Origin of the sequence: Rhizobium sp. YJ-22 (assembly GCF_029601685.1) — a bacterium.
Taxonomy (GTDB): domain Bacteria; phylum Pseudomonadota; class Alphaproteobacteria; order Rhizobiales; family Rhizobiaceae; genus Metarhizobium.
This window is the reverse complement of sequence record NZ_JARRIR010000005.1, coordinates 199,143-224,274: the sequence shown is the minus strand read 5'-3', so window position 1 is coordinate 224,274 and position 25,132 is coordinate 199,143. Positions and strand designations below refer to the sequence as shown.

Annotated in this window: 25 protein-coding genes, 1 tRNA gene and 1 riboswitch; of the genes, 15 read left to right on the top strand and 11 right to left on the bottom strand. The window is 64.1% G+C overall.

Translation table 11 applies throughout. From position 1 onward, the window contains the following. Nucleotides 1-50: 50 nt before the first annotated feature. Nucleotides 51-206 carry a DUF3309 family protein gene (locus P7F60_RS14220; RefSeq protein ID WP_277918389.1) on the bottom strand — a complete coding sequence of 52 codons (156 nt, stop codon included), beginning with the start codon at nucleotides 204-206 and terminating at the stop codon, nucleotides 51-53. A 311-nt stretch (nucleotides 207-517) separates the two neighbouring features. Here P7F60_RS14220 and P7F60_RS14215 point away from each other — a divergent pair, with 311 nt between their 5' ends. From P7F60_RS14215 to P7F60_RS14195, 5 genes are all read left to right on the top strand, one after another. Then, nucleotides 518-3,589, top strand: a complete 3,072-nt coding sequence (locus tag P7F60_RS14215; RefSeq protein ID WP_277918529.1) for a helicase-related protein — start codon at nucleotides 518-520, stop codon at nucleotides 3,587-3,589. Nucleotides 3,590-3,592: 3 nt separating this feature from the next. Next, nucleotides 3,593-4,000, top strand: coding sequence for an RNA-binding S4 domain-containing protein (locus tag P7F60_RS14210; protein ID WP_277918388.1), 408 nt, complete (start codon nucleotides 3,593-3,595; stop codon nucleotides 3,998-4,000). A gap of 198 nt (nucleotides 4,001-4,198) precedes the next feature. Beyond that, nucleotides 4,199-4,537, top strand: coding sequence for a ferredoxin FdxA (gene fdxA / locus P7F60_RS14205; RefSeq protein ID WP_277918387.1), 339 nt, complete (start codon nucleotides 4,199-4,201; stop codon nucleotides 4,535-4,537). A gap of 387 nt (nucleotides 4,538-4,924) precedes the next feature. Further along, nucleotides 4,925-5,494 carry a CarD family transcriptional regulator gene (locus tag P7F60_RS14200; protein ID WP_277918386.1) on the top strand — a complete coding sequence of 190 codons (570 nt, stop codon included), beginning with the start codon at nucleotides 4,925-4,927 and terminating at the stop codon, nucleotides 5,492-5,494. Between the two features lie 186 nt (nucleotides 5,495-5,680). Next, complete coding sequence (locus P7F60_RS14195; RefSeq protein WP_277918385.1) at nucleotides 5,681-6,544, top strand: RNA polymerase factor sigma-32; 864 nt, start codon at nucleotides 5,681-5,683, stop codon at nucleotides 6,542-6,544. A gap of 53 nt (nucleotides 6,545-6,597) precedes the next feature. Here the strand turns inward: P7F60_RS14195 and P7F60_RS14190 are convergent, their stop codons facing one another. From P7F60_RS14190 to P7F60_RS14170, 5 genes are all read right to left on the bottom strand, one after another. Continuing rightward, nucleotides 6,598-7,995, bottom strand: coding sequence for a M48 family metalloprotease (locus P7F60_RS14190; protein ID WP_277918528.1), 1,398 nt, complete (start codon nucleotides 7,993-7,995; stop codon nucleotides 6,598-6,600). Nucleotides 7,996-8,431: 436 nt separating this feature from the next. After that, nucleotides 8,432-9,205 carry an ATP-binding cassette domain-containing protein gene (locus P7F60_RS14185; protein WP_277918383.1) on the bottom strand — a complete coding sequence of 258 codons (774 nt, stop codon included), beginning with the start codon at nucleotides 9,203-9,205 and terminating at the stop codon, nucleotides 8,432-8,434. Then, on the bottom strand, nucleotides 9,202-10,827 hold the full coding sequence (thiP, locus tag P7F60_RS14180; RefSeq protein WP_277918382.1) for a thiamine/thiamine pyrophosphate ABC transporter permease: 1,626 nt from the start codon (nucleotides 10,825-10,827) through the stop codon (nucleotides 9,202-9,204). Before thiP ends, P7F60_RS14185 begins: the two co-directional genes overlap by 4 nt. Nucleotides 10,828-10,891: 64 nt before the next feature. Beyond that, nucleotides 10,892-11,920 (bottom strand): thiamine ABC transporter substrate binding subunit, encoded by a 1,029-nt coding sequence (gene thiB, locus P7F60_RS14175; RefSeq protein ID WP_277918381.1) that lies wholly within the window; start codon nucleotides 11,918-11,920, stop codon nucleotides 10,892-10,894. 49 nt (nucleotides 11,921-11,969) lie between these two features. Continuing rightward, nucleotides 11,970-12,089, bottom strand: a riboswitch (TPP riboswitch). A gap of 51 nt (nucleotides 12,090-12,140) precedes the next feature. Next, on the bottom strand, nucleotides 12,141-13,631 hold the full coding sequence (locus P7F60_RS14170; protein ID WP_277918380.1) for an MDR family MFS transporter: 1,491 nt from the start codon (nucleotides 13,629-13,631) through the stop codon (nucleotides 12,141-12,143). Between the two features lie 114 nt (nucleotides 13,632-13,745). Here P7F60_RS14170 and P7F60_RS14165 point away from each other — a divergent pair, with 114 nt between their 5' ends. Next, on the top strand, nucleotides 13,746-14,273 hold the full coding sequence (locus P7F60_RS14165; protein ID WP_277918379.1) for a MarR family transcriptional regulator: 528 nt from the start codon (nucleotides 13,746-13,748) through the stop codon (nucleotides 14,271-14,273). A gap of 163 nt (nucleotides 14,274-14,436) precedes the next feature. Here P7F60_RS14165 and P7F60_RS14160 read toward each other — a convergent pair whose 3' ends face one another. Together P7F60_RS14160 and P7F60_RS14155 are read right to left on the bottom strand one after the other, a co-directional pair. Continuing rightward, on the bottom strand, nucleotides 14,437-14,934 hold the full coding sequence (locus P7F60_RS14160) for a hypothetical protein (RefSeq protein ID WP_277918378.1): 498 nt from the start codon (nucleotides 14,932-14,934) through the stop codon (nucleotides 14,437-14,439). Continuing rightward, a complete protein-coding gene (locus P7F60_RS14155; RefSeq protein ID WP_277918377.1) occupies nucleotides 14,927-16,447 on the bottom strand; it encodes an FAD-dependent oxidoreductase in 1,521 nt (506 codons plus the stop codon). Before P7F60_RS14155 ends, P7F60_RS14160 begins: the two co-directional genes overlap by 8 nt. Before the next feature lie 44 nt (nucleotides 16,448-16,491). Between P7F60_RS14155 and P7F60_RS14150 the strand changes: the two genes are divergently transcribed. Beyond that, nucleotides 16,492-16,968 (top strand): MarR family winged helix-turn-helix transcriptional regulator, encoded by a 477-nt coding sequence (locus tag P7F60_RS14150; protein WP_277918376.1) that lies wholly within the window; start codon nucleotides 16,492-16,494, stop codon nucleotides 16,966-16,968. Nucleotides 16,969-16,992: 24 nt separating this feature from the next. Next, nucleotides 16,993-17,193 carry a hypothetical protein gene (locus P7F60_RS14145; RefSeq protein ID WP_277918375.1) on the top strand — a complete coding sequence of 67 codons (201 nt, stop codon included), beginning with the start codon at nucleotides 16,993-16,995 and terminating at the stop codon, nucleotides 17,191-17,193. Between the two features lie 324 nt (nucleotides 17,194-17,517). Here the strand turns inward: P7F60_RS14145 and P7F60_RS14140 are convergent, their stop codons facing one another. Together P7F60_RS14140 and P7F60_RS14135 are read right to left on the bottom strand one after the other, a co-directional pair. Then, nucleotides 17,518-17,982, bottom strand: a complete 465-nt coding sequence (locus P7F60_RS14140; protein WP_277918374.1) for a hypothetical protein — start codon at nucleotides 17,980-17,982, stop codon at nucleotides 17,518-17,520. 207 nt (nucleotides 17,983-18,189) lie between these two features. Further along, nucleotides 18,190-18,279 (bottom strand) — tRNA-Ser (locus P7F60_RS14135). Between the two features lie 316 nt (nucleotides 18,280-18,595). Here P7F60_RS14135 and rplU point away from each other — a divergent pair. The 4 genes from rplU to P7F60_RS14115 all read left to right on the top strand — a co-directional run bounded on the left by rplU (nucleotide 18,596) and on the right by P7F60_RS14115 (nucleotide 20,556). Beyond that, nucleotides 18,596-18,910, top strand: coding sequence for a 50S ribosomal protein L21 (gene rplU / locus P7F60_RS14130; RefSeq protein WP_277918373.1), 315 nt, complete (start codon nucleotides 18,596-18,598; stop codon nucleotides 18,908-18,910). Between the two features lie 30 nt (nucleotides 18,911-18,940). Continuing rightward, complete coding sequence (gene rpmA / locus P7F60_RS14125; protein WP_277918372.1) at nucleotides 18,941-19,210, top strand: 50S ribosomal protein L27; 270 nt, start codon at nucleotides 18,941-18,943, stop codon at nucleotides 19,208-19,210. Nucleotides 19,211-19,342: 132 nt separating this feature from the next. Further along, entirely contained in the window at nucleotides 19,343-19,972 is a 630-nt protein-coding gene (locus P7F60_RS14120; RefSeq protein WP_277918371.1) for a GNAT family protein, read from the top strand. Continuing rightward, on the top strand, nucleotides 19,969-20,556 hold the full coding sequence (locus P7F60_RS14115) for a GNAT family N-acetyltransferase (RefSeq protein ID WP_277918369.1): 588 nt from the start codon (nucleotides 19,969-19,971) through the stop codon (nucleotides 20,554-20,556). Before P7F60_RS14120 ends, P7F60_RS14115 begins: the two co-directional genes overlap by 4 nt. An 82-nt stretch (nucleotides 20,557-20,638) precedes the next feature. Here P7F60_RS14115 and P7F60_RS14110 read toward each other — a convergent pair whose 3' ends face one another. Then, on the bottom strand, nucleotides 20,639-21,505 hold the full coding sequence (locus P7F60_RS14110; RefSeq protein ID WP_277918368.1) for an endonuclease/exonuclease/phosphatase family protein: 867 nt from the start codon (nucleotides 21,503-21,505) through the stop codon (nucleotides 20,639-20,641). An 85-nt stretch (nucleotides 21,506-21,590) separates the two neighbouring features. Between P7F60_RS14110 and obgE the strand changes: the two genes are divergently transcribed. Genes obgE through P7F60_RS14095 form a run of 3 tightly spaced genes read left to right on the top strand, consistent with a single transcriptional unit; the run spans nucleotide 21,591 to nucleotide 25,091 of the window. After that, entirely contained in the window at nucleotides 21,591-22,655 is a 1,065-nt protein-coding gene (obgE, locus tag P7F60_RS14105) for a GTPase ObgE (protein WP_277918367.1), read from the top strand. A 5-nt stretch (nucleotides 22,656-22,660) separates the two neighbouring features. Continuing rightward, nucleotides 22,661-23,815 (top strand): glutamate 5-kinase, encoded by a 1,155-nt coding sequence (gene proB, locus P7F60_RS14100; protein ID WP_277918366.1) that lies wholly within the window; start codon nucleotides 22,661-22,663, stop codon nucleotides 23,813-23,815. Then, nucleotides 23,808-25,091 carry a glutamate-5-semialdehyde dehydrogenase gene (locus P7F60_RS14095; RefSeq protein WP_277918365.1) on the top strand — a complete coding sequence of 428 codons (1,284 nt, stop codon included), beginning with the start codon at nucleotides 23,808-23,810 and terminating at the stop codon, nucleotides 25,089-25,091. Before proB ends, P7F60_RS14095 begins: the two co-directional genes overlap by 8 nt. The last annotated feature ends 41 nt before the right edge of the window (nucleotides 25,092-25,132 follow it).

Below are 25,132 nucleotides of genomic sequence, written 5' to 3'. Positions count from 1 at the left end.
TTTGGTTCCGGTCAAAATAGTCCCGACAGAAGCCGGGCCGCCAAGCGTCGTCAAATTCGGCCCATCAGCAGGAGGATGATGATGATGACCACGACGAGGCCGAGGCCGCCGGAAGGGCCGTATCCCCAGCCGCGGCTGTAGCCCCAATTCGGCAAAGCGCCGATCAGCAGAAGTATGAGAATGACGAGAAGAATTGTGCCGAGCATGTGTGTTCCTCCTGGATCGAATGCGCTTTTCGCGGGGTAAAATGCACGTATCCCGGAAAGGTTCCGGGCTTTTCGACATAGCCCTTGGTGCGAAGCGGTCGCCGGCTTGCCGTAAATTGCCGCGGCGGGCGGATTTGGGCGGCATTCTGCACTTGCCTTTGCCGGCAAGGATCGCCATGTGTGGACGGTCATCGGCGGCCGCGTCGCGGGTGGCGGCTTGATTGCGCGCATTTCCGGACGCAGGACCGGTCTGACCTTTCCCCGGACATGCGCCCGCCTATGCACGGAACGAGATTTTGAATTCGCAGCCCATGATCCTCAGCGGACGCGGCGTGACCGCGGTTCTGGGACCGACCAATACCGGCAAGACGCATTACGCCATCGAGCGAATGGTGGCCCATGGTTCGGGCATCATCGGCCTGCCGCTGCGACTTTTGGCGCGCGAGGTCTATACCCGGCTCGTCGAGCGGGTTGGCGTCGCTCATGTGGCGCTGGTGACGGGCGAGGAGAAGATCGCCCCGCCGGGGGCGCGCTATTCGGTCTGCACCGTCGAGGCGATGCCGCGCGAGACGCGCGCCGCCTTCGTCGCCATCGACGAGGTCCAGCTTGCCGGCGATCTCGAGCGCGGCCATATCTTCACCGACCGCATCCTGCATCTGCGCGGCCGCGACGAGACGCTGCTTCTCGGCGCGGCGACCATGCGGCCGATTCTGGAACAACTGCTGCCGGGCCTCACCGTGGTCGAGCGCCCGCGCCTGTCGCAGCTCTTCTATGCCGGGCAGAAGAAGATCACCCGCCTGCCGCAGCGCACGGCCATCGTCGCCTTCTCCGCCGACGAGGTCTATGCCATCGCCGAGCTGATCCGCCGCCAGCGCGGTGGCGCGGCCGTGGTGCTGGGGGCGCTGAGCCCGCGCACCCGCAACGCCCAGGTCGGCCTCTACCAGTCCGGCGACGTCGAATATCTCGTCGCCACCGACGCGATCGGCATGGGTCTCAATCTCGACGTCGACCACGTCGCCTTCGCCCAGGACCGCAAGTTCGACGGTTACCAGTTCCGCAACCTCAATCCGGCCGAGCTTGCCCAGGTCGCCGGCCGCGCCGGCCGCCACCTGCGCGACGGCACGTTCGGCGTGACAGGCCAGGTCGATCCCTTCGATCCGGAACTGGTGCAACAGATCGAAAGCCATCGCTTCGATCCGGTGCGCGTGCTGCAATGGCGCAGCAAGCAGTTCGACTTCGCCAGCATTCCGGCGCTGCGCCGCAGCCTGGAAGCGCCGCCGAAGATCGCCGGCCTTGCGCGCGCGCTTCCGGCCATCGATCAGCAGGCGCTGGAACACCTTGCGCGCTATCCCGAAATCAACGATCTTGCCACGTCGCCGGAAAGGGTGGAAAAGCTGTGGGAGGCGTGCGCGTTGCCGGACTACCGGCGTATCACGCCGGCCCAGCATGCGGATCTGATTTCGTCGCTGTTTTCGGACCTCGTCCGCTCCGGAACGGTCAACGAGGATTTTCTCGCCGAACAGGTGCGGCGCGCCGATCGCACCGATGGCGAGATCGACACGCTTTCGGCGCGAATCGCGCAGATAAGAACCTGGACCTATGTGTCCAACCGGCCGGGATGGCTTGCCGATCCGACACACTGGCAAGAAAAGACGCGGGAAATCGAGGATCGATTGTCCGATGCGTTACATGAAAGGTTGACGAACCGCTTTGTTGATCGCAGGACATCTGTGCTCATGAAGCGCCTGAGAGAGAATGCGATGCTGGAAGCTGAAATCAGTGTGAATGGCGATGTCTTCGTCGAAGGACATCATGTGGGGCAATTGGCCGGCTTTCGGTTCACGACCGTCGCCGGGGCCGAGGGCCCGGATGCGCGCGCCGTGCAGGCGGCAGCGCAGAAGGCCCTGGCGCTGGAATTCGAGGCGCGCGCCGCGCGCCTGCATGCCAGCGGCAACGGCGACCTGGCGCTTTCGGCCGACGGCACCGTGCGCTGGCTCGGCGATCCCGTCGCGCGTCTGGCGGCGACCGACCACATCATGCGCCCGCGCGTCATCCTGCTGGCCGACGAGCAGCTGACCGGCAATGCCCGCGAGCATGTCGCCGCCCGCGTCGAGCGTTTCGTGAACTACCATATCTCGACCGTGCTGAAGCCGCTCGACGATCTGTCGCGCGCCGAGGATCTGCAGGGGCTGGCCAAGGGGCTCGCCTTCCAGCTCGTCGAAAACCTCGGCGTCCTGTTCCGCCGCGACGTCACCGACGATGTCAAGTCGCTGGACCAGGAGGCGCGCGCCTCGATCCGCCGCTACGGCGTGCGGTTCGGCGCCTATCACATCTTCATGCCGGCGCTGCTGAAGCCGGCGCCGGCCGAACTCATCACCCTGCTCTGGGCGTTGAAGAACGACGGTCTCGACAAGCCGGGCTATGGCGACCTGATCCCGGCGCTGGCCGCCGGCCGCACCTCGATCGTCACCGATCCGGGCTTCGAGCGGATGTTCTACAAGCTGGCCGGCTTCCGTTTCCTCGGCAAGCGGGCCGTGCGCATCGACATCCTCGAACGCCTCGCCGACCTCATCCGTCCGCTGTTGCAGTGGAAGCCCGGCACGACGCCGCGCCCGGACGGCGCCTATGACGGCCGCCGCTTCACCACGACGACGGCGATGCTCTCCATTCTCGGCGCGACGCCGGACGATATGGAAGAGATCCTCAAGGGTCTCGGCTATCGCGCCGACGCTGTGAAACCCGAAGAGGCCGCCGCCTTCCTGTCGGGCCATGCCGGCGAGAGCGCGGCGCCGGCCACGGAAGCGGAACCGGCCGCCCCCGTTTCCGATCACGACGATGCCGACGAACCGGCCGCCGCCGAGACGGACGCCGCGCCTGCCGCTGTTGTCGAAACGCCTGTTTCAGACGAAGCGCCGGCCGTTGCCGGCGAGGCTGCGCCTGCCGCTTCGACGGAAGAGCCGGCCGAGCCGAAGCCGGTGCTCTTGTGGCGTCCGGGCGGGCGCAACGACAACCAGCGTGGCCAGCAGCGTGGCCAGGGCGACCGTCGCCCGCAGCAGAACCGCAATCGCGGTGGTGGCGAAGCGCGCCAGGACGGCGAGCGTCGTGACAGCCGAGAAGGCGGACGCGACGGCAACCGCGAGGGCCGCGACAACAACCGCCGTGGCGGCGATCGCCCCGACAACAAGTTCAAGCCGCGCGAGGGCGGCCGTGGGGATCAGGGCGGACGCGGCGAGCGTTCCGACCGACAGGATCGCCGTGACCGCAACGATCGCGGTTCGCAGCCGGCCCGTTTCGAGGCCAAGCCGCCGCGCAAGGAGAAGCCGATCGATCCGGATTCGCCCTTCGCCAAGCTGGCTGCCCTCAAGGAGCAGATGAAGAAGTAAGCCATGACGGACGAGAGGCAGCCACAGACCGGTTCGCGCCAGCGCATCGACAAGTGGCTGTTCTTTGCCCGTATGGCGAAGTCGCGCTCGCTGGCGCAGTCGCAGATCCAGTCCGGGCTGGTGCGCATCAACGGCGAGCGCGTCGTGCAGCCGAGCCATGCGGTCAGGCCCGGCGACCGCGTCGAGTTGACGCTCGACCGGCGCGACATCGTGCTCATGGTCAAGCTGCCCGGCGAACGGCGCGGGCCTTTTTCGGAAGCTCAGCTTCTCTATGAAGACCTCTCGCCGCCCGCCGATGCGGCGAAACGCCACACGCCTTTCGAACAGGCGCAACGCGCCGCCGGCGCCGGTCGTCCGACAAAAAAGGAACGTCGCGCGCTCGACCGGCTGCAAGGGCCGGACGAGCCTTGAGCCGGACGGTTTGGAATAGGATTTCAAACCGCGACGAAATCGACCACGAAACATTCTTGATATGAGGCCGCAAAGGCGTTACGTGCTGACCAACTGCGGAATCGCGAAGAGGGCAGCCCCTGCCTTTCGGCGCATTCCTCCATCCTGGCATGGCGTTGACATGACGCCGCGTCCGCACGGTTCATTCTGGAGTTCATCATGACGTATGTCGTGACAGACAACTGCATTCGCTGCAAATATACCGATTGTGTCGAGGTTTGCCCGGTCGACTGTTTCTACGAGGGCGAGAATTTCCTCGTGATCCATCCCGACGAATGCATCGATTGCGGCGTCTGCGAACCGGAATGTCCGGCCGAGGCCATCAAGCCTGACACCGAACCGGGCCTCGACAAATGGCTCAAGATCAATGCCGAATATGCCAGCGTCTGGCCCAACATCACCGTCAAGCGCGACGCGCTGCCGGAGGCCAAGGAAATGGACGGCGTCGCCGGCAAGTTCGAAAAATATTTCTCGACCGAACCCGGCTCCGGCGATTGACGCATCGCCCGGACGGGTGAGTCGCGGGTTAAGCATTTCGAATCAACGGCGCTGCGCGGACGCCGTTGGGGCCAGTGCCGCTTGCGACGCTGGCAAAGCAAATTATTGATTTCCTCATATTTTTGTGGTAGTGTCCGAAACACTGATCCACATTGTGGCATTTGCGTGCCCAAAACCATCACGAAAGCAACGAATAACCTAACCGCGGTTCCGTGACAACAAGCACTTTGGCTGTCGGTCAATGATCGCGATGGGGTTTCTTTTTGCGCGCGTTTTTGGACGGACCAGATGTGGAGCCAGCCCTTCCGGCGGCTCCGTTTCATTCGGGCCTGACTGACCCGGCCCCGGCGGCCTCGCCGGGTTCGTAACAGGGAGTTTTTGAAACGCATGACGACCCAGCAGAAAAAATCTTCAACGCGCCACGGCTTCAAGACCGGTGAAGCGATCGTCTATCCCGCCCATGGCGTTGGTACGATCAGCGCCATCGAGGAGCAGGAAGTTGCTGGCATGAAGCTGGAGCTTTTTGTGATCGATTTCGACAAGGACAAGATGCGCCTGAAGGTGCCGGTCGCCAAGGCCGTCAGCATCGGCATGCGCAAGCTGTCGGAGACCGATTTCGTCGAGCGCGCGTTGAAAGTGGTGCAGGGCAAGGCGCGCGTCAAGCGCACCATGTGGTCTCGCCGTGCGCAGGAATACGATGCCAAGATCAATTCGGGCGACCTGATTTCCATCGCGGAAGTCGTACGCGATCTCTATCGCGCCGAAAATCAGCCTGAGCAATCCTATTCCGAGCGCCAGCTCTACGAAGCGGCTCTCGACCGCATGGCGCGCGAGATCGCCGCCGTCAACAAGATGTCCGAAACCGAAGCGGTCCGTCTCGTCGAAACCCATCTTGCCAAAGGTCCCAAGCGCGGCAAGTCGATCGACGAGGATGAATCCCAGGATGAGGCCGCTTGAAATAGCGCCCTTTTCCATTTTTTAAAGAACCCGGCCTTGCGCCGGGTTTTTTATTTGAACTTTTTCGCTCCTCACGCGTTTTCCGGTCGCAATGGCCGTGAAGCGTCTCCCCTTTCGCCTCCGATGCCTTGCGTTCAGTGGCGTGCCGGCAGTTTCCCTTGAAGCCGGCCATTCGTGGAGAGATGCATGAAAACCATGTCTGCGGATCGGCGGATGATCAAGATCGCCATGGCTGCGCCCTATCTCGCCCGCGAGGAGGAACACGATCTCGCCGTGCGCTGGAAGGAGCGCGCCGACCAGATCGCCCGCAATCGCATCGCCATGGCGCATATGCGCCTCGTCGTCTCGATGGCCGGCAAATTCCGCCATTTCGGCCTGTCGATGAGCGATCTCGTGCAGGAGGGCTATGTCGGGCTCCTGGAAGCGGCTGCCCGCTTCGAGCCGGATCGTGACGTGCGTTTCTCGACCTATGCCTCCTGGTGGATCCGCGCCTCGATGCAGGATTACATCTTGCGCAACTGGTCGATCGTGCGCGGCGGCACCAGTTCGGCGCAGAAGGCGCTGTTCTTCAATCTGCGCCGCCTGCGCGCCAAGCTGGCGCGCGGCGACACGCAACTGACGGCGCAGGCGATCCACGAGGAAATCGCCGCCGCGCTCGGCGTCAGCCTTGCCGACGTGCAGACCATGGATGCGCGCCTCTCGGCCAATGACACGTCGCTGCAGAGCCCGACGATATCGGGCGATGCCGATAGCGGCGAGCGGCTCGACATGCTGGCCAGCGACGAACCGCTGCCGGACGAGCAGGTGTCGATGGTCATCGATACGGAGCGCCGTCGCGTCTGGCTGAAGGAGGCGCTCGGCCATCTCAACGAACGCGAAATGCGCATCATCCAGGCCCGCCGTCTCGTCGACGAGGGCGCGACGCTGGAGGAACTGGGCGCCGATCTCGGCATTTCCAAGGAACGCGTGCGCCAGATCGAAAGCCGGGCACTGGAAAAGCTGCGCAACGCGCTGGTCACCGCCGATCCGATGATGGCGGAAATGGCCTGAATTTAAGGGAATGTTTCATGGAAAAAAGCGCCGGAGCGTCTCCGGCGCTTTTTTCATTCCGAGATCAGCTTGACCCGGTCGCCGGGGGCGATGGTGGCGCCGCTCGGCAGGGCGTTGATCAGCTTGAACAGGTCGAGCTTGCGGTCGGTGCCCATCATGCGGGCAGAAAGCGTCGAAATGGTTTCGCCGGGCTGAACGGTAACGACGCGGATGCGCAGGGGTTTCAGCGAGGCGGCCTCTTCCGGCGTCATGCGGCGGAAGCTGGCCCGCAGCGCGTTGGCGGTGGTTTCCAGCGCGGCGCTGCCCTTGGGCACCGCGGTCAGGAAGCGGAAGATCCGGTTGCCGTTGCGGATGACGGTGACGTCGAAATCCCAGCGCTCGGCCTGGGCGCGGGCGGTTGCCGCTTCCATGCCGTTGACGGTGGTCGGCTGGATGGTTTCCGGCAGCAGGCCGGTGACCCAGCCGCTGGAGATGTAATTGGTCAGGCTGCTGTTGTTGTTGTCGGCGACGCCGTCGAACCGCACGGCGATATCGCCGGGGCCGGTCGCCAGCACCGCCTCGACCTTGTTGTCGATCTGGAAGCCGGCGGGCACGTCGAAACGAATGCCCAGATTGCCGTGCAGGAATGTCTGGCCGCGCACATAGCCTTCTTGCGGGCTGTCGCCGTAAAGCAGGCCGTCGATGCCATCGAGATAATAGCCGCGCCCGCGATCTCCGGTCTGGCCCTCCGGCCCGAAATTGCGGGCATGGCGGCGGGCGAGCTCGATGCGCTGCACCGAATTCGGGTGGCTGGAGAGGAAGTCGAGGCTCTGGTCCGCTTCCGGGTCGACCGACATGAAGCGGCTATAGGCAGCCATGGAATCGAGGAAGCGGGCGGCGGCATAGGGGTCGTAACCGGCTTCGCCGAGCATGCGCACGCCGATGACATCCGCCTGAAGCTCCTGCTGGCGCGAGAAGGCCGCGAGCCGCAGCTTTCCGCGCGCCAGGGCCTGCTTGCCGGCGAGATCGCTGGAGAGCACCTCGGCGACGACGCGGCTGGCGATGACCTCGGCCTCCTCGCGCTTCTGGCGCTCGATGCCGTGATTGGCGGTCACATGCGCCATCTCGTGCGACAGGACGGCGGCGACTTCCGAGGCGTCGTTGGCGAGTGCCAGCAGGCCGCGCGTCACGTAGAGATAGCCGCCGGGCAGCGCGAAGGCATTGATGGCAGGCGAATTGAGGATGGTGATGCGATAGGACTGGTTTGGATTTTCCGAGACCGCCGTCAGCGCGCCGGTGATGCGGGCGACGAGGCGTTCGGTGCGATCGTCCTTGTATTCGCCGCCATAGCTGGCGACGATGCGTGGATGCTCACGGGCGCCCATCTGGGCGCGAGGATCGTTCTTCTGGACTTCCTCGACGATCTGCGGATTGTTCGAGGGCGCGACGCTCGGCTCGTAGGTCTGCTCCATTACCGACTGGCAGCCGGCCAGAAGTGTGGAGGCGACCAGCAGGGGTGCGGCACGACGCAGGAAAACGCGCCGCCGCGCAACCGGAATGCGGGGGATCACAGGGCTTGAAAACTCGGCCGCGCGCGTGGTCATGCTGTCCAGTGTGTGGTTCAACGGTCTCTCTTATCGCGGGCGATGGCTTTGGCCGGCATTGCCCGCATTGCGTGCGGAAAAATACCTACAAAGCAACCAGAGCTTCTCCCGTGGCGAAAAACTGCTGTAGCCGATTTCACCAGCCGTTGCATAGCGAGGTATCGTTTAATTATGGCGGCGTTGTATTTTAGCAAGCATCTCCCTGGCTGAAATGCCGTCGTCTGCGCCGGTTTGCAATTCTGCCATTCCATGGCCGGGCGTCCGAATTGTGGCGAGCCAGGAAAAACGCGCCGCCCCGGTTCGATCATGCGGGATTTGCCCCGAGAAACGCGGCAAGGCCGGGACTGTCGCGGCGCCGCAGAAATTCCGCCACCGGCGCCGCCACGAGAATGCGGCCGTCCTCGATGAACAGCGCATGGTCGGCGAGCCGCGCCACCTCGTCCGGGTCGTGGGTGACGATGAGGACGGTATTGCCGCTTTCGCGGTGCAGGTCGCACAGCAGCGCCGCCATGGCGCCGCGCAGGCCGGGATCGAGGGCGGCGAAGGGCTCGTCGAGCAGCAGCAGCGGCCGGTTGCGCACCAATGCCCGGGCAAAGGCGGCGCGCTGGCGCTCGCCGCCCGACAGCGTCGGCGGCAGGCGCTTTTCGAAGCCGCCGAGGCCGACGCGCGTCAGCGCCGCCGAAATCCGGTCGCGGTCGGCGGCCGAGAGTTTCAGCGAGGGGCTGATGCCGAGGCCGATATTGGTGAGTAGATCGAGATGGCCGAAAAGATTGTTGTCCTGGAAGACCAGCGACACCGGCCGTTCGGCCGGATGCAGGCGGGAAATATCCTTGCCGTCCACAAGGATGCGGCCCATAGAGCTTTTTGTCGCATTTCCGAACGGAAAGCCGGTTCCCACTTTTCCTGGAAATGCTTTGTCCGGCGTCTCGAAACCGGCGATCAGGTTGAGCAGCGTCGATTTGCCGGATCCGGAGGCGCCGGTGACTGCGGTGATCGCGCCGGACGCAATCTCCGTGTCGAAGAAGAAATGCTTGTCGCCCAGCGTCAGCGCGACGTTTTCCAGCCGGATGGCGGTCATCGGTTCCTGTCTTCCTCCGGGGTTTCGGCGCGCGGCAGGGTGCCTGCGACCGTCAGCGCCAGGCAGATCAGCCCGAGCAGCAGCGCCAGCCCGTCGGCATCGGCGGTGCGGTAATTGCCCATGCGGCTATAGACCAGCCAGGGCAGCGTCATGAGATTGTCGGAGCCGAACAGCGCCACCGCGCCGAGATCGCCGAGCGACAGCGCCATGGCGAAGGACAGGCCCATCAATAGCGGTTTGCGCAGGCCCGGCCAGTCGATCAGCCGCAGCCGCCCAAAGCCGGAAAGGCCGAGGCTGGCGGCGAGCCTGCCGGTGCGGATCCGGTGCTCGCGAAAGGCGGGGCCGACCAGCCTGACAACGAAGGGCAGGGCCATGGCCGCATTGATCGCCGCCACCAACGGCGCGGCAAAGGCCCCGACATCGCCCGTCGGCAGCAGCATCAGGAACCAGCCGGTCGCCAGCACGATGGGCGGCACCAGGAGCACCAAGGCCGAGGAGGCGGCAAGAGCCAGCGAAAAGCCGCGCAGCAAGAGCCCGCCGCCCGCCGCCGCCTGTTGCGCATGGACGATAGCGAGCGCCGAAACCACCGCGATCAGCCCCGCCGACAGCGACAGGACGAGGCTGGTCAGCGCCGCCTCGTGGACGATGGGTTCCGCGACGAGTTTCATCAGGTCGGAGCGCAGGCCGGCGACGAGCACGGCGGTCAGCGGCAGGGCAGTGAAGACAAGCATGACGCCGATGGCAACCGTATCGGCGAGGCGCGCGCCCGCGCGGCCGGCATCCAGCCGCCGCACCGGCTTGCCCAGCATCAGACCGCGATCCTCCGGCGCCGGCAGCAAGGCGATGACGGCGAGGATGACCGCGGTGACGGCGATCTGCATCAGCGCGAGACCGATGGCGCGGGGCGGCTCGAAATCGAAGCGCAGCGCTTGATAGATCGCCACTTCCAGCGTCGTCGCCCTCGGCCCGCCGCCGAGCGTCAGCACCAGCGTAAAACTGGTGGCGCAGAGCATGAAGATCAGCCCGGCGACGCCCGGCAGGATGCGGCGCATGACAGGCCATTCGATGAAGCGGAAGACATCGCGGTCGCGCAATCCGAGCGAAGCCGACATCAGCCAGTATTCGCCGGGAATGCGCTCCAGCCCGATCAGCAGGAAGCGGCAGGCGAGCGGCATGTTGAAGAACACATGGGCGATGAGGATGCCGGTCAGCCCGTAGATGCTGACGGGTTCGCTGAGGCCGAGGAAGCTGAGCCCCTGGTTGGCGATGCCCTGCCGCCCCCAGACGGCAATCAGCCCGAGCGCGCCGATCAGCGCCGGCAGGCCCATGGGCACCGCGAGCAGCCGCACCAGCCAGATGCGCCCGGCAAAATGGCGCTGCCGCGCCAGGGCCCGCGCCACCGGAATGGCGAACAGGATGGAGAGCGCCGTCGACAGCGCCGCCTGAAACAGCGTAAATTGCAGCACGCCGAGAATATAGCGGTCAGTCACCACCGCCAGCGCCGCCGCCCAGCCGCCCAGCGCCACCAGCTTTGCAATCGCCAGCCCGACGAACAGGAAAAGGGCGGCGAGCACCAGCCCGCCACCCGATAACGCCACCAGCCTTTGGCGAGCTGTCAGCATAAAGACTTATTTCCTATGCGCATGTCGTTCTCGCGAAACCGCTACACACTTTTGCGCGACATGCTCAGTTCATGCTCATGGCCGCAAGCCATTCGTCGATCCAGGCCTTGCGGTTCTTCGCCACTTCTTCCGGGCTCATCAGGAAGGTTTTTTCCGGATTGACCAGCTTGCCGAAGGCATCCGGCAGCGGTTCCGATGTCTTGGCGACCGGCATCATCCAATTGTTGGTGGGAATCGTGTCCTGGAAACCGGGGGTGAGGGTGAAGGCCAAAAAGTCCCTGGCGAGCTGCTTTTCCGGGGCGTTTTTCAACAGGCCGGAAACTTCGATCTGGATGTAGTGCCCTTCGGAGAAAGCGGCGGCCTGGTAGCGGTCGCTGTTTTCGGCGACCATGTGATAGGCCGGCGAGGTGGTGTAGGACAGCACCATCGGCGCCTCGCCCTTGGTGAACAGGCCATAGGCCTCCGACCAGCCGGGGGTGACGGTCAGCACGCGGTTCTTGAGCTTGCCCCAGGCCTCGCCTGCTTTGTCGCCATAGACAGACCTGACCCAGAGCAGCAGGCCGAGGCCGGGCGTCGAGGTGCGCGGATCCTCGATGACGATCTTTTGCGCGGGGTCGCCTTCCACCAGATCCTTGAGGCTGGCCGGCGGCGTTTTCATCGCTTGCGTGTCGTAGACCACGGCGAAATGGCCGTAATCATAGGGCACGAAAACATCATCCTTGAAATCGCCGGGCACCTTGGCGGCGGAGGTATCGACCTCGCTGGCATCGAACAGGCCGGTCTGCTTGGCCTCGTCGATCAGGTTGGTGTCGAGACCGAGCACGACATCGGCCTTGGAGCCGGCGCCTTCCAGCTTCAGGCGCGACAGCAGCGCCACGCCATCGGCGACGCCGACGAAATTCACCGTGCAGCCGCAGGTCTTTTCGAAGGCGGCCTTCACCTTTGGTCCCGGGCCCCATTCGGAGATGAAGCTTTCATAGGTGTAGACGGTAAGCGTCTTGTCGGCAGCGCTTGCCGGGCCGTGAAGGCCGAGCAGCGCGGCCGCCGAAAGTGCTGCGGCAGACACGAGATTGCGGATGATATGGCTGGGCATGACGCCTCTTCCTCCTTCGTAAACGGTTGATCGGGGAAAAGGGCGTCATGAAACTGGCGCGTCTAATCCCTCCGCCGGTGCTAACCGGATCAGGTTCTTCGGGTTGGCGGGTCGCGCCTCTCAGCCGGTGGCCTTGGAATTCCAAAGTCCGGCACCCCGTTAGAGCAGGAGAAGATGTAGACGCGCGCGGCCGGATTGGCAAGATCCGGCTCGCGCCAACTCAGCGATGCCGCGGCAGACGGACCGGCTTCAGCATCAGCGCTGCCATCAGGCCGATGCCGGCGGAGACGGCGGCGGCGGCAAACAGCGGCAGGAAGGCATGGGAATAGGCGAGCGCGACCAGATGCCGGGTTTCGGGCGCCAGCAACGCCAGCGCCTTGGGCGTCAATTCCTTGAGATTGTCGACGCCGGGGATGGCGATATCGCGCAGGCCCGCATTGATGATCGCGCCATAGATGGAGATGGCGATCGCCGCGCCGGACATGCGCGTCAGCGTCACCGCCCCGGTCGCGGCCCCGACATCGCGTTGGGGCGCGGCATTCTGGATGCCGAGGATCGGCACCTGCTGGCCGAGCCCGACCCCAAAACCGTGCAGCAGCATCACCAGCGCGACGATCGCGATCGGCGTATCGGGATGGATCTGCGTGAACAGCGCCAAGGCCGTCAGGCTGAGGCCGATGCTGGCGATCGAGAACGGCTTGTAGAAGCCGAATTTCGAGATCAGCCGTCCCGCCGACAGCGAGCCGATGACGATGCCGCCGGTCAACGCGATGAACAGAAGCCCGGCGACCGAGGGCGACAGTCCGGTGGTCGTCTGCAGGAACAGCGCATAATAATTGACGAGGCCGATGCCGATCGAACCGCTGACGATGGAAACGACCAGCAGCAGGTTGAAGGTGGAATTGCCAAACAGCGACAGCGGTACGATCGGCTCCGGCGCGCGACGCTCGACAGCGACCCAGCCGATGGCGCAGGCAAGCCCGAAGGCGACGACACCAAGGCTTTCGACGCTGGCCAGCGCGCCGAACAGTTCGGCGCTATCGGCGGCGAGCACGATACTGGCGACAGCCAGCGCCAGCAGCGCCGCGCCGGCATAATCGATGCGCGGCTGGCGCGTCGGCCGGCGATAGGGGAGCATGGCGAGCAGGCCGACAAGCACGATCAGGCCGATGGGGATATTGACCAAGAAGATCGAACGCCAGCCGAACGCATCGCTCATCGTGCCGCCCAGCGTCGGGCCGATGGCGCCCGACGCCATCAGCATCAGGCTGGAATAGCTCTGGTAGCGGGCGCGCTCGCGCGGCTCGAACAGATCGGCATTGATCGAGAAGATCGAGACCATCAGCCCCCCGCCGCCCAGTCCTTGAAGCACGCGGGCGGCGATCAGCGTGTTCATCGACACCGCCAAGCCGCAGAGCGCCGAACCGAGGATGAAGATGGTCACTGCCGCCATCATCACCGGCTTGCGCCCGAAGAGATCGCCGAGCTTGCCATAGAGCGGCATCACCGCGCTGGTGGCCAGCAGATAGGAGGAGCCGATCCAGCCGAAGCGTTCAAGTTGGCCGAACTCGCCGACGATTGTCGGCAATGCGGTGGAAACGATCTGGTTGTCCAGCGTCGCCATGAACAATGCGGCCATCAGGAAGGAAAAGACGATGAGGCGGCGCTTGTCGTCTGTGACCAGCGGTGCGAAGGCAGGCTGCATATCCATGAGGGGGTTCCGATCCGTTTCGCGGATTTATGTGCCTATGGCATATATTTGTCAACAGCATATATTTGCGCGCGGCATATTTCCAAGCGGCTGCGGATTTGCTAGATCTGGCGCATGGACCACGCACCGAAGACCGCCGCCCCGCCGCCCGCGGACAAGACCGCCGATATCGACCGCATCGGCCAGTCGATGTCGCGCATGCGGCTCATGATCGGCCGGCGTCTGGTCGGGCGGCTGGCGATCCAGCAGGTGGCGCCGGAACTCGATATTTCCCATCTCGACGTGCTGGACGTGGTGCGTCGCGCCAGCCTTACCGAGACGGAAACCACGGTCGGGACGGTGGCCGAGATGATGCGCGTCGATCCCTCGCGGGCAAGCCGGGTGGTGGCCGAACTGGTGGAGCGCGGCGTGTTACGTCGCGACGTCTCGCAGGCCGATGCGCGGCGCAGCATCGTCATGCTGACCCCGCGCGGCGCCGAACTCCTGGCGCAAGTCCGCACCGTCAAACTCTCGGCCATTGCCGACATCGTCGCCGACTGGCCCGATGAGGATGCCGAATGTTTCGCCCGTCTCTTCGAACGCTTCATGGACGGCTTCGAGGCGGTCTATCAGCAGCGGGAAAAATCGCTCGCGCAGAAATAGCGGAAACGCCGGTGAGCCTCAGGCCGCGTTGCGCATGAAAATCGGGTCGCGAGACCGTCGCCCCTGGTTTCGCCGGACTGGCGGTCGGCGGTCACATGCGTCTGCCTTTCGTGCCGCCGGCTTCGGCTGGAAGCGCTTTGGCGGATGTGGCGGATGCCGATCGTCATTCGGTTAAAAAGATCAGTCCCAGCAGGTGGTTGACGCCGATCCCGTTTCTTTGCGCAACGGCGGAAAGCGTCTCATCTCCGGCGGCGATCAGGCCGTTCGCTTCCAACTTCCGGACAAGTGCTTCCGGTTGCCTGTGCGTCATCCCCGCCAGCGTGGAAAGGGGCGCTTCGACAAGCGCCGCCATGATCGGCCGTTCGAGTTGAGGTCCGGTGATCTGGCCCCATGACAAGATGGAGGCAGTCAAAACGACCGTGAAGATCGCGATGCTGGCGCGGCCGCCGCTGGATTTCAGATGGGACGTCAATGGCCGGACGTTGATTGCCAGATGACCCGCGACTCCGACGAGAAAGAACCACGAGAACCATTGATGGACGACCGTCGTCAGCCCCGTATTCCACTCGAAGAAGAGCAAAAGGCCTGTTGCCGCCATCAGAAGGAAGGAGCCGATGGTCAGCGGGGTCGCCCAGGTTCGCAGCGTGATCGGTTTACGCATGGGCGGCGTCTTTCATATCGAGGCCCAGGCCGACGCTGGCAAGATAGGCGGTCAGGGATCGAAGCTCCTCCGTGGCGATGATCGCGCCGACATAACCGTCGGGACGGATGAGGAACCAGTCGCCGGCACTGGGCGCATAGGCGGCCTGGAAATGCCCTGCATCGTCGATGAGATCGCCATTTCGGCCGATGGCGTGAATATGAAGCCCCGTGCGCGGCGAAACGAGACCGCGGTCGCCTTCGAAGACGATCAGCGTCCAGTGCGGTCCGCGCAACAGGTCGAACAGCCTCAGCGCCTGGCCGGCCGCTCCCCGGATCGGGGCGTCGGGCGCCCGTTCGCCCGCCAGCAGGCCGCCTGTTCGCCCGGGATTCTCCAAAGCGAGGCTCGATTCGGGATAATCGATGTCGAGTTGGTGCACATCGCGCCCGCGCCGCATGTCGCCGCGCTTCATTGCATCGAGAAGGCGCGTCGAAAGGCCGAGCATCGCCTGGGCAACCGGACGTCGCTCTTCCTCGTAGCTGTCGAGCAGCCTCGCGGGCCCGCCCGTCAGGACCGCCGCCAGCTTCCAGCCGAGATTGTATGCGTCCTGCACGCTGGTGTTCAGTCCCTGGCCGCCGGTCGGCGGATGGATATGCGCGGCATCGCCGGCGAGCAAGACGCGGCCGACGCGATAATGATCCGCAAGCCGGGCATTCATGGTGAAGGCCGAAGCCCATGATACGGCCTGAACGGCGATATCGTCGCGCCCGGTGCGCTCTGCCAGCAAAGCCGTCAGCCCGGCAGGCGAAAGATCGACATCGCCGTGGAGCGGGATGGGTCCCTGAAGCTGAAAAAGCTGGGTGCCCGCCAGCGGGCAGGCCGAAATCTGGCGCTGCATGTCGCCCTCGCCGAAGCGATGCCAGACATCCCGCGAGAGACCGGAGAGAGTGACATCCGCGACGATGGCGCGCACGCCCAGCGTCTTGCCGGGAAAATCGATGCCGAGCGCATGACGCACGACGCTGCGCCCGCCATCGGTGCCGACCAGCCAGCGCACGCGAATGGTTTCCGCGCCGGCTTTGGTGGCGAGCCGTGCCATCACCCCGTCCGCATCCTGTTCGAAGCCGACAAGCTCCGTGCCGAATTCGGGGGCGGCCCCGAGTTCCGCCAGCCGCTCGCGCATCATCCGCTCCGTCAGGAATTGCGGCACCATCAGCGGCAGATGATAGGGCTCGGCCGGCGTTGCCGGCTCGGACGCCAGGACATCGGTGTCGCAATGATTGCCATCGTCGCGATATTCGCGCTGCCGGGGATAGAAGCCGCCGACCGAAACCATCCGGTCGAGAATGCCGAGATCCTCGAACACCTCTTGCGTGCGCGGCTGGATGCCCTTGCCGCGCGACCCGCCAAACGGATCGTCGAGCGTCTCCACGAGCCTGAAGGAAATGTTGCGCCGGGCGAGGTCGATGGCGAGCGTCAGGCCGGCCGCGCCCGCGCCGCAGATGAGTACATCCGTTGCGAAACCATTTGTCATGTCGATCTCCATATGTGTATTATGCACTTAATAGGAGAATGGGAATGTCGTCAAGAAAGAATGTGCAAAATACACTCGATTCCGCGTCGTTGCGCGAATTGCACGGAGCGCTGATCGACATCGTCAGCGTCATGAACCGACCGCAGCGGGATGAGGAGATGGTTCGCCAGGCAGGAATCGCGCTCGATCGCGCGCTGTTTCCGCTCCTGGTCATGATCGAACGGCTGGGACCGATCGGCATCGTCGATCTGGCTGACCGGGTCGGGCGCGATTATACGACGGTCAGCCGCCAGGTTTCGAAGCTGGAAGAACTCGGCCTTGCCGAACGTCGCGAGAGCGCCGCCGATCGTCGGGTGCGCGAAGCCGTCGTTACGGCACAGGGCAAGGTGATGACCGACAAGGTGGACGCCGCGCGCGAAAAGATGGCGCGGGAGATATTCGCCGACTGGGACGCGGGCGACGTCACGGATTTGATCCGTCTCATGCGCCGTTTCGCCACCGCCGTGACCCGCGACAGTTGAGCGGGCATCCGTGCCGCTGCCGGCATGACGACCCAAGATCGTCGTTTGTTCGGTGTATGCCCTCGCTCGGCATTCGCGCAAGAAGGCAGGGCCTTCGCCTTGGTAAACGAAGGCGTCGAAATCGAAGCGACTGCCTCGCGCTACGACAAGACCGCTCGCGAAATCAACGCCGCGTTCTACACGCCCGCGCTCGTCGACAAGGCAAGCACGCGCGTCGAAGTTTGATTGGAACGCCCATGCCTACCATTCCGCTTACCGACGAAGACGGTGTGACCCGCAACATTCGTGTGGGGCACCATCGCCTTTGTGGGTCGCAATTACGACGGCGGCACCTTCGTCACGTTCAAAGATGGAAGCGAACGCTTGTCCCGCGAGGAACCCGACGAAGTTTCCCGTCACATTGACGAAGCGAACGGCCTTCCCGACGCGATGCCACACACAACCACGGACGGACAATCCCGGCGCACCGTTTGGGAAGGAATGATTTGAGATTGGCCGGGCGTTGTGGTTGGCACTGCCTTGCCCCGGCTGTCATCGCCGTGGGGCTTTTCATGCTCGAACAGGATGAACGGGCGTTCCCCGCAATTCCAGAACGAACTTTGTCGCCGTAGCAGTCATCGCACTTGCAACCTGCCATGCGTTGAAAAGCTCATCGTGCAAGACTTCAAGGTCCGCAATCATCGCATCGCGGCCTTCATCGGTTTGAATTTTGAAGTTGTGTGATTCGTAGAAGCCGTGAAAAAGCCTGTTTCGCGCTTTCAGTGCGGACGCGAAGCATTCGGTCAGTCCGTCGTCAAGGCTTACGCAATTCCTTAAGCTTCCCAACAAGCGGCCCAACGTGCTGCGGTCTATGTCGTCAAGAAGCTTTCGCGCGCTGTCGGGATCGGCTTCGACGTGCCAGCCGTGTTCAAGGCCACGGGCACATAGTAGCATCGTCCCAAGTTCGGCTTCGAATAGCTGAGTGGCTTCGGCCGTGATGCCGAATTTTGCGTAGAGTTCATCGCGTGTCGCCAAGCCCACCGTCCTACCCACCCCGCACTTTCGGCGAAGGATACAAGCTTCAAGTGCCCCTTGCGGGCCTAGCCCGTCGTTCACTTCCGCGTGATCGCAGCGGCCGCGTGAATCGCCAAGTCTGAGCATCAAGCCCCGATCCTACCGCCGATTTCTTGTAGTAGATCGTGAGTAGGATTTCCAGAAAAACCCAATGAAATCAATTGTGTTTGGCGGAGAGGGAGGGATTCGAACCCCCGATACCCTTGCGAGTATGCCGCATTTCGAGTGCGGTGCTTTCAACCACTCAGCCACCTCTCCGCGGAAGCCGAAGCACCGCAGCTTGGCGGTGCGGGGGCTACATAACGGGTGGGGGGCGGGTTGGCAAGCGTAAATTCTCAAGAAAATCGCCTTTTGTCTTGACAGGTCGCACGTGCTCCCTTATCCCCGCCGACGAATAGGCGTGGTGTATTGCGCGCCTTTGTCATCCCCGCGTTTTCGTGGAGATCTCACCGGCAGAACGAAGCCAGCCGACCCCTCGAGGGTTTTGGATTTCCCTGCTCAATTCGGACTGACAAAAAGACGGCCGTCTGGCGAAATTCCAGGCAGAGCCGGAACGAACATGAAAGGATATAAAATGTTCGCAGTCATCAAGACCGGCGGTAAGCAGTACCGCGTGGTGGCCAACGACGTGTTGACCATCGAGAAGCTCGAAGCCGCTGCTGGCGCCTCGATCGAATTCAACGAAGTCCTCGTCGTCGGCGTTGGCGCCGATGCAAAGATCGGTGCGCCCTTCGTGGCCGGCGCCGTCGTCAAGGCCGAGGTCGTCGAGCACAATCGTGGCGACAAGGTCCTGTCGTTCAAGAAGCGTCGTCGCCAGAATTCCAAGCGCATTCGCGGCCATCGCCAGCATCACACCGTTGTCCGCATCACGGACATCGTGGCAGCCTAAAGACAACGGTCAGGTACAAGGAGAACTCCCATGGCACACAAAAAAGCTGGCGGTTCGTCGCGCAACGGCCGCGATTCTCAGTCCAAGCGCCTTGGCGTGAAGAAGTTCGGCGGCGAAGCCGTCATCCCGGGCAACATCATTCTGCGTCAGCGCGGCACCAAGTGGCATCCGGGCCAGAACGTCGGTATCGGCAAGGATCACACGATCTTCGCACTTACGGCCGGCAATGTGAATTTCCGCACGCGTGGCAATGGCCGCGTGTTCGTATCCGTCATGCCGAAAGCCGAAGCAGCGGAATAAGCCGGTAGCGCTCTAAAACAGCCGGCGTCTCATCGACCCGGCTGAGCTGCAAGGTTCAGACCAGACTTGAAAAAGGGGAGATGGGGCGCCGCCCGATCTCCCCTTTTTTCTTGTCCAGAGGAGGACTGAACCATGCAGGATGAATTGTTGAGGCAAAGCCAGAGGGGCTTGCCAGAAGAACGGCCGAGGCCGGAGCGGTTAAGGACCGATTGCCCTGTCCTGTTGTCGGAGCGGCTCGTCTTGCGGGCGCCCCACGAGGAAGACATCGACGCCCTTGCCCATCTCGCCAACAATCCGAATGTCGCGACAATGGTTTCGCGTATGCCGCACCCCTATACGGTGAATGACGCAGCCGACTTCGTCCGACGCGCCAAACAGGGCGGGATCGGCAAGTGCGTCTATGCGATCACGAAAGCGGAAACGGGCCATTTCCTCGGTTGCTGCGGCATCGAGCCCATCGACGAGCAGACCGTCGAGATCGGCTATTGGCTAGGCGAGCCCCACTGGAACCAGGGCTACATGACCGAAGCCGCGCATGTGCTGATCGACATGGTGTTTCGCACCCGCGATATCGAGCGCATCGATGCCCGCTGCCGGGTGATGAATATCGGCTCGCGGCGGGTTATACAGAAGTGCGGATTCCAGTTTCAAGGTTCGGCCATGTTTCCGTCGTTGGCTATGGGCGGTCCGGTCGCGGTGGAATGGTTCCGCCTCGACCGCAAGACCTGGATATCCTTGAGAAGCTGGGGAGGGATGCGATGAGCGCCGCACAGTACAATCAGGCCCACGACGTCAATCGCGCGGCGGGCCCGTGCCCGGTCATTGAAACGGCCCGGCTGCGGCTGCGGCCGCATCGGCTCGACGATGCCGAGGCGATCGCCGCCTCGTTTCGCGATTTCTCCATCGCGCGCATGCTGCGCCGCGTGCCGATGCCCTATTACAAGCAGGATGCGCTGGAATGGCTGCTGCCGCGGGTCGCAGCCGTCTTGCCGGACTGGACTTTTGCGGTGACGACGCCGGACGACCGCCATATCGGCACCGTCTCGCTCGAATTGCGCAAGGGCGTCTGGTATCTCGGCTACTGGCTCGATAGCGGCCATTGGGGCAAGGGCTATATGACGGAGGCCGTTTCGGCCGCCATCGGGCGGTTCCTGAGCCGGCTACCGGATGTGACGCTGCATTCCGGCTTCTTTGCTGACAACCGCGCCTCGCTGCGGGTGCAGGAGAAGTTCGGCTTCCACCTGACCGGCTGCTCGGATGTCTATTCCACCGCCCGCCAGGCGATGGTGCTGCATATCGACACGGTTCTGGAAGCCGGGGATTTTCGTCCGGCGCCGCGACCGTGAGCTTTTGAAAAGGGGACCGCCGCTTGCGCGGCGTTCCCTCTTCGTGATGCATGCACCGGGTGTTCCCGGCTCCGTGAAAGGCTTAGTCCGCCAGTTCCAGCCAGACCGGGAAATGATCCGAGCCCTGCGGCTCCAGATCGACATGGGCATCCTTAAGGCGCGGCAGCAGGCCGCAACTGATGAAGGCGTAATCCAGATGCAGCCGGCTCGACGTCTCCCTGGGGTCCATCCAGCTATAGCAACCGGGCGTCAGGCGGCCCATGCGGTCGAGCGCGTCGACGGGATGGGGATGGCGCGCCACGCGGCCGTAATAGGCATCGACCGGGCCGGTCATCGCCACATATTCAGGCGATTCCGGCTGCATGTTGAAATCGCCCATCAGCACGTAATCCTCCGGCATCGGCAGGGTCGGCAGGTCCAGATCGGCCCCGCCCGTCAGGCCGCCGCCTTCCTCGACATAAAGATTGGCGCGCGCCTTCAATTCGCCAATCTGGGCAATGCGCTCCTCCGGCGAGACGTGGTCGAGATGCACGGAATAGACCCGCAAGGGCCCGCCCGGCGCATCGATCAGCGCCTCGGTGGCGCAGCGCTGCACGTTCAGCTTGTCGAAGGTGCGGGCGCGCGGCAGAAGCAGGGTGCGCACCGACAGGATCGGCCAGCGCGACAGCACCATATTGCCGAATTGCAGCCGCCGCGCGACGCGCTTTCCGTCCTCCGTCTCGATCATGCCGAGATAGACGTCGGCGGGCGCGCTGAACACGGAATGGTAGCCGGCAAACAGATCGGCCATGGTTGCCGCGAGGTCGGCATAACCATTGGCATGGAAGCCGCGCGTCACCTCCTGCAGGCAGACGATATCGGCGCCGTTGAGGCTTTTTGCGATGCGGGCCGGGTCGTAGCGGCCGTCGAGACCGACGCCGAACTGTATGTTATAAGACGCGAGCTTCACGATAATCTTTGACCTCCGCTGCCGCTGGCGATATCGAGAGCGGCACGTTTTCCAAGAAACCAGACACAATACGATCGGCCACGCAATGAAATTTCTCGACGAAGCAAAGGTTTATATTCGCTCCGGCGATGGCGGCGCAGGCGCCGTGTCGTTCCGCCGCGAAAAATTCGTTGAATTCGGCGGGCCGGACGGCGGCGATGGCGGCCGGGGCGGCGATGTCTGGGTCGAGGCGGTCAACGGGCTGAACACGCTGATCGACTTCCGTTTCCAGCAGCATTTCAAGGCCAAGATCGGCACGCACGGCATGGGCCGCAACCGCACCGGCGCCAACGGCGCCGACGTGACGCTGAAAGTGCCTGTGGGAACGCAGGTGCTGGAAGAGGACGGCGAGACGCTGATCGTCGACCTCACCAAGGAAGGCCAGCGCTTCCGGCTTGCCAAGGGCGGCAATGGCGGTTTCGGCAATGCCTATTTCAAATCCTCGACCAACCAGGCGCCGAACTGGGCCAATCCCGGCCAGGAAGGCGAGGAAAAGACCATCTGGCTGCATCTGAAGCTGATCGCCGATGCCGGCCTGGTCGGCCTGCCGAATGCCGGCAAGTCCACTTTCCTGGCGACGGTGACCCGGGCGCGGCCGAAGATCGCCAACTATCCCTTCACCACGCTGCATCCCAACCTCGGCGTCGCCACCATCGACGGGCGCGAATTCGTGCTGGCCGATATTCCCGGCCTGATCGAGGGCGCGCATGAGGGCGTGGGCATCGGCGACCGTTTCCTCGGCCATGTGGAGCGCACCCGCGTGCTGCTGCATCTGGTCTCGGCGCAGGAAGAGAAGGTCGGCAAGGCCTACAAGACGGTGAAAACCGAGCTGGAGGCCTATGGCGGCGAGTTGATCGACAAGCCGGAGATCGTGGCGCTTTCGCAGATCGACCTGCTCGACGACAAGGAGCGCAAGAAGAAGGCCAAGGAACTGGAAAAGGCCTGCGGCCGGCCGCCGCTGCTTTTGTCGGCCGCCACCGGCGAGGGCATGCTCGAAGCGCTCAGGGCGCTGCGCGACATCATCGTTTCGGCCGCCGAAGGCGGCGATACAGCGCTGCCGGATCGCAGCGTGCCGGAGACGGATGCCGATACGCTGTCGGACGAGGAATGAGTCGCATGGCCGCGCCTTCGCTCGCCCGCTACAAGCGTATCGTCATCAAGATCGGTTCCGCTTTGCTGGTCGATCGCGGGAGCGGCCTGAAGCAGGCCTGGCTGGATGCCATGTGCGCCGATATCGCGGGACTGAAGGCGAAGGGCGTGGATGTGCTCGTCGTCTCTTCCGGGGCGATTGCCATGGGCCGCACGGTGCTCGACCTGCCCTCCGGCGCACTGAAGCTGGAGGAAAGCCAGGCGGCGGCCGCCGTCGGCCAGATCGCGCTGGCGCGCGCCTGGACGCACAGCCTGTCGCATGACAACATCGTCGCGGGGCAGATCCTGCTGACGCTTGGCGACACCGAGGAGCGCCGCCGCTATCTCAATGCCCGCGCCACCATCAACCAACTGCTGAAGCTCGGCGCCGTGCCGATCATCAACGAGAACGACACGGTGGCGACAACCGAGATTCGCTATGGCGACAACGACCGGCTGGCGGCGCGCGTCGCCACCATGACCGGCGCCGATCTTCTGGTGCTGCTCTCCGATATCGACGGTCTCTACACCGCGCCGCCGCATCTCGATCCCGAGGCGCGTTTCCTCGACACGATCGCGGCGATCACGCCGGAGATCGAGGCGATGGCGGGGGGTGCTGCCTCGGAACTGTCGCGTGGCGGCATGCGCACCAAGATCGATGCCGGCAAGATCGCCACGGGCGCGGGCTGCGCCATGATCATCGCTTCGGGCAAGCCGGAGCATCCGCTGCGCGCCATCGAGGATGGGGCGCGCTGCTCGCTGTTTGCCGCTTCCGGCACGCCGGTGACGGCGCGCAAGACCTGGATTGCCGGGCAGTTGCAGCCGGCCGGTTCCCTGCATGTCGATGCCGGGGCGGTGACGGCGCTGGCCACGGGCAAGAGCCTGCTGCCGGCGGGCGTGCGCAGCGTCGTCGGCCAGTTCGAGCGTGGCGATACCGTGGCGATCATCGGGCCTGAGGGCCGCGAGATCGCGCGCGGGCTTGCCAGCTACGACGCCGTCGAGGCGCGCCAGATCACCGGGCGCAAGTCGGGTGAGATCGAGGCCATCCTCGGTTATGCCGGCCGCGCCGCCATGGTGCATCGCGACGACATGGTGACCACGATTCTGAGGGTCCAAGAGGAGAAGGACGCAACCCATGCTTGATACGGTATCGCAGACTGGCGGGATCGACGCGCTGATGCAGGACATCGGCGCCCGTGCCAAGGCCGCGAGCCGACCATTGGCCATGGCGAGCACTGACGCCAAGAACCGGGCGCTGAATGCGATGGCCGACGCCATCGTCGCCGCCACGCCCGAGATCCTCGCCGCCAATGCGGCCGATCTCAAGGCGACCGAAGGCAGCGCCATGCTGCCCTCCTTCGTCGACCGGCTGACGCTTTCCGAAAAGCGCATCGCCGACATGGCCGAGGGCATCCGCGCCATCGCCGCCTTCCAGGATCCGGTCGGCGATATCATTGCCGAATGGGACCGGCCGAACGGGCTGCATATCGAGCGGGTGCGCACGCCGCTCGGCGTCATCGGCGTCATCTATGAAAGCCGCCCGAATGTGACCGCCGATGCCGGGGCGCTGTGCCTCAAGGCCGGCAATGCCGTCATCCTGCGAGGCGGTTCCGATTCGGCGCAGTCGTCGCGGGCGATCCATGCCTGCCTTCAGCGAGGCCTGAAGCAGGCTGGCCTGCCGGAGGACGCGATCCAGCTCGTGCCGACCACAGACCGCGCCGCCGTCGGCGCCATGCTGTCGGGCCTGAACGGCGCCATCGACGTCATCGTGCCGCGCGGCGGCAAGAGCCTCGTCGGCCGCGTCCAATCGGAAGCGCGCGTGCCGGTCTTCGCCCATCTCGAAGGTCTCTGCCATGTCTATGTCGATGCCTCTGGTGATCTCGACATGGCGCTGAAGATTGTCGTCAACGCCAAGATGCGCCGTACCGGCGTCTGCGGCGCGGCCGAAACCTTGCTGATCGACCGCGCCGTCGCGGCCACGCATCTGAAGCCGCTTATCGAAGCCTTGCAAAAAGCCGGCTGCGAAATCCGCGCCTCGGCCGATGTGCTGGCGCTGCTGCCGGGCCTCAAGCCGGCGACGGAAGAGGATTGGCGCACCGAATATCTCGACGCGGTGATCTCGGTGGCGCTGGTCGATGGCGTAACCGGAGCCATCGCGCATATCGACCGCTATTCCTCGCATCACACCGAGGCGGTGATCGCCGAAGACCCCGAAGTCGTCGAGCGCTTCTTCCGCGAGATCGATTCGGCCATCCTCTTGCACAATGCCTCGACGCAATTCGCCGATGGCGGCGAGTTCGGCATGGGCGGCGAGATCGGCATCGCCACCGGCAAGATGCATGCGCGCGGGCCTGTCGGCGTCGAGCAGCTCACCTCCTTCAAATACCGCGTGCGCGGCACCGGCCAAACCAGGCCATGATGCAAGACCAGATCGTGACGTGACAACAGAGCCGATTGCCC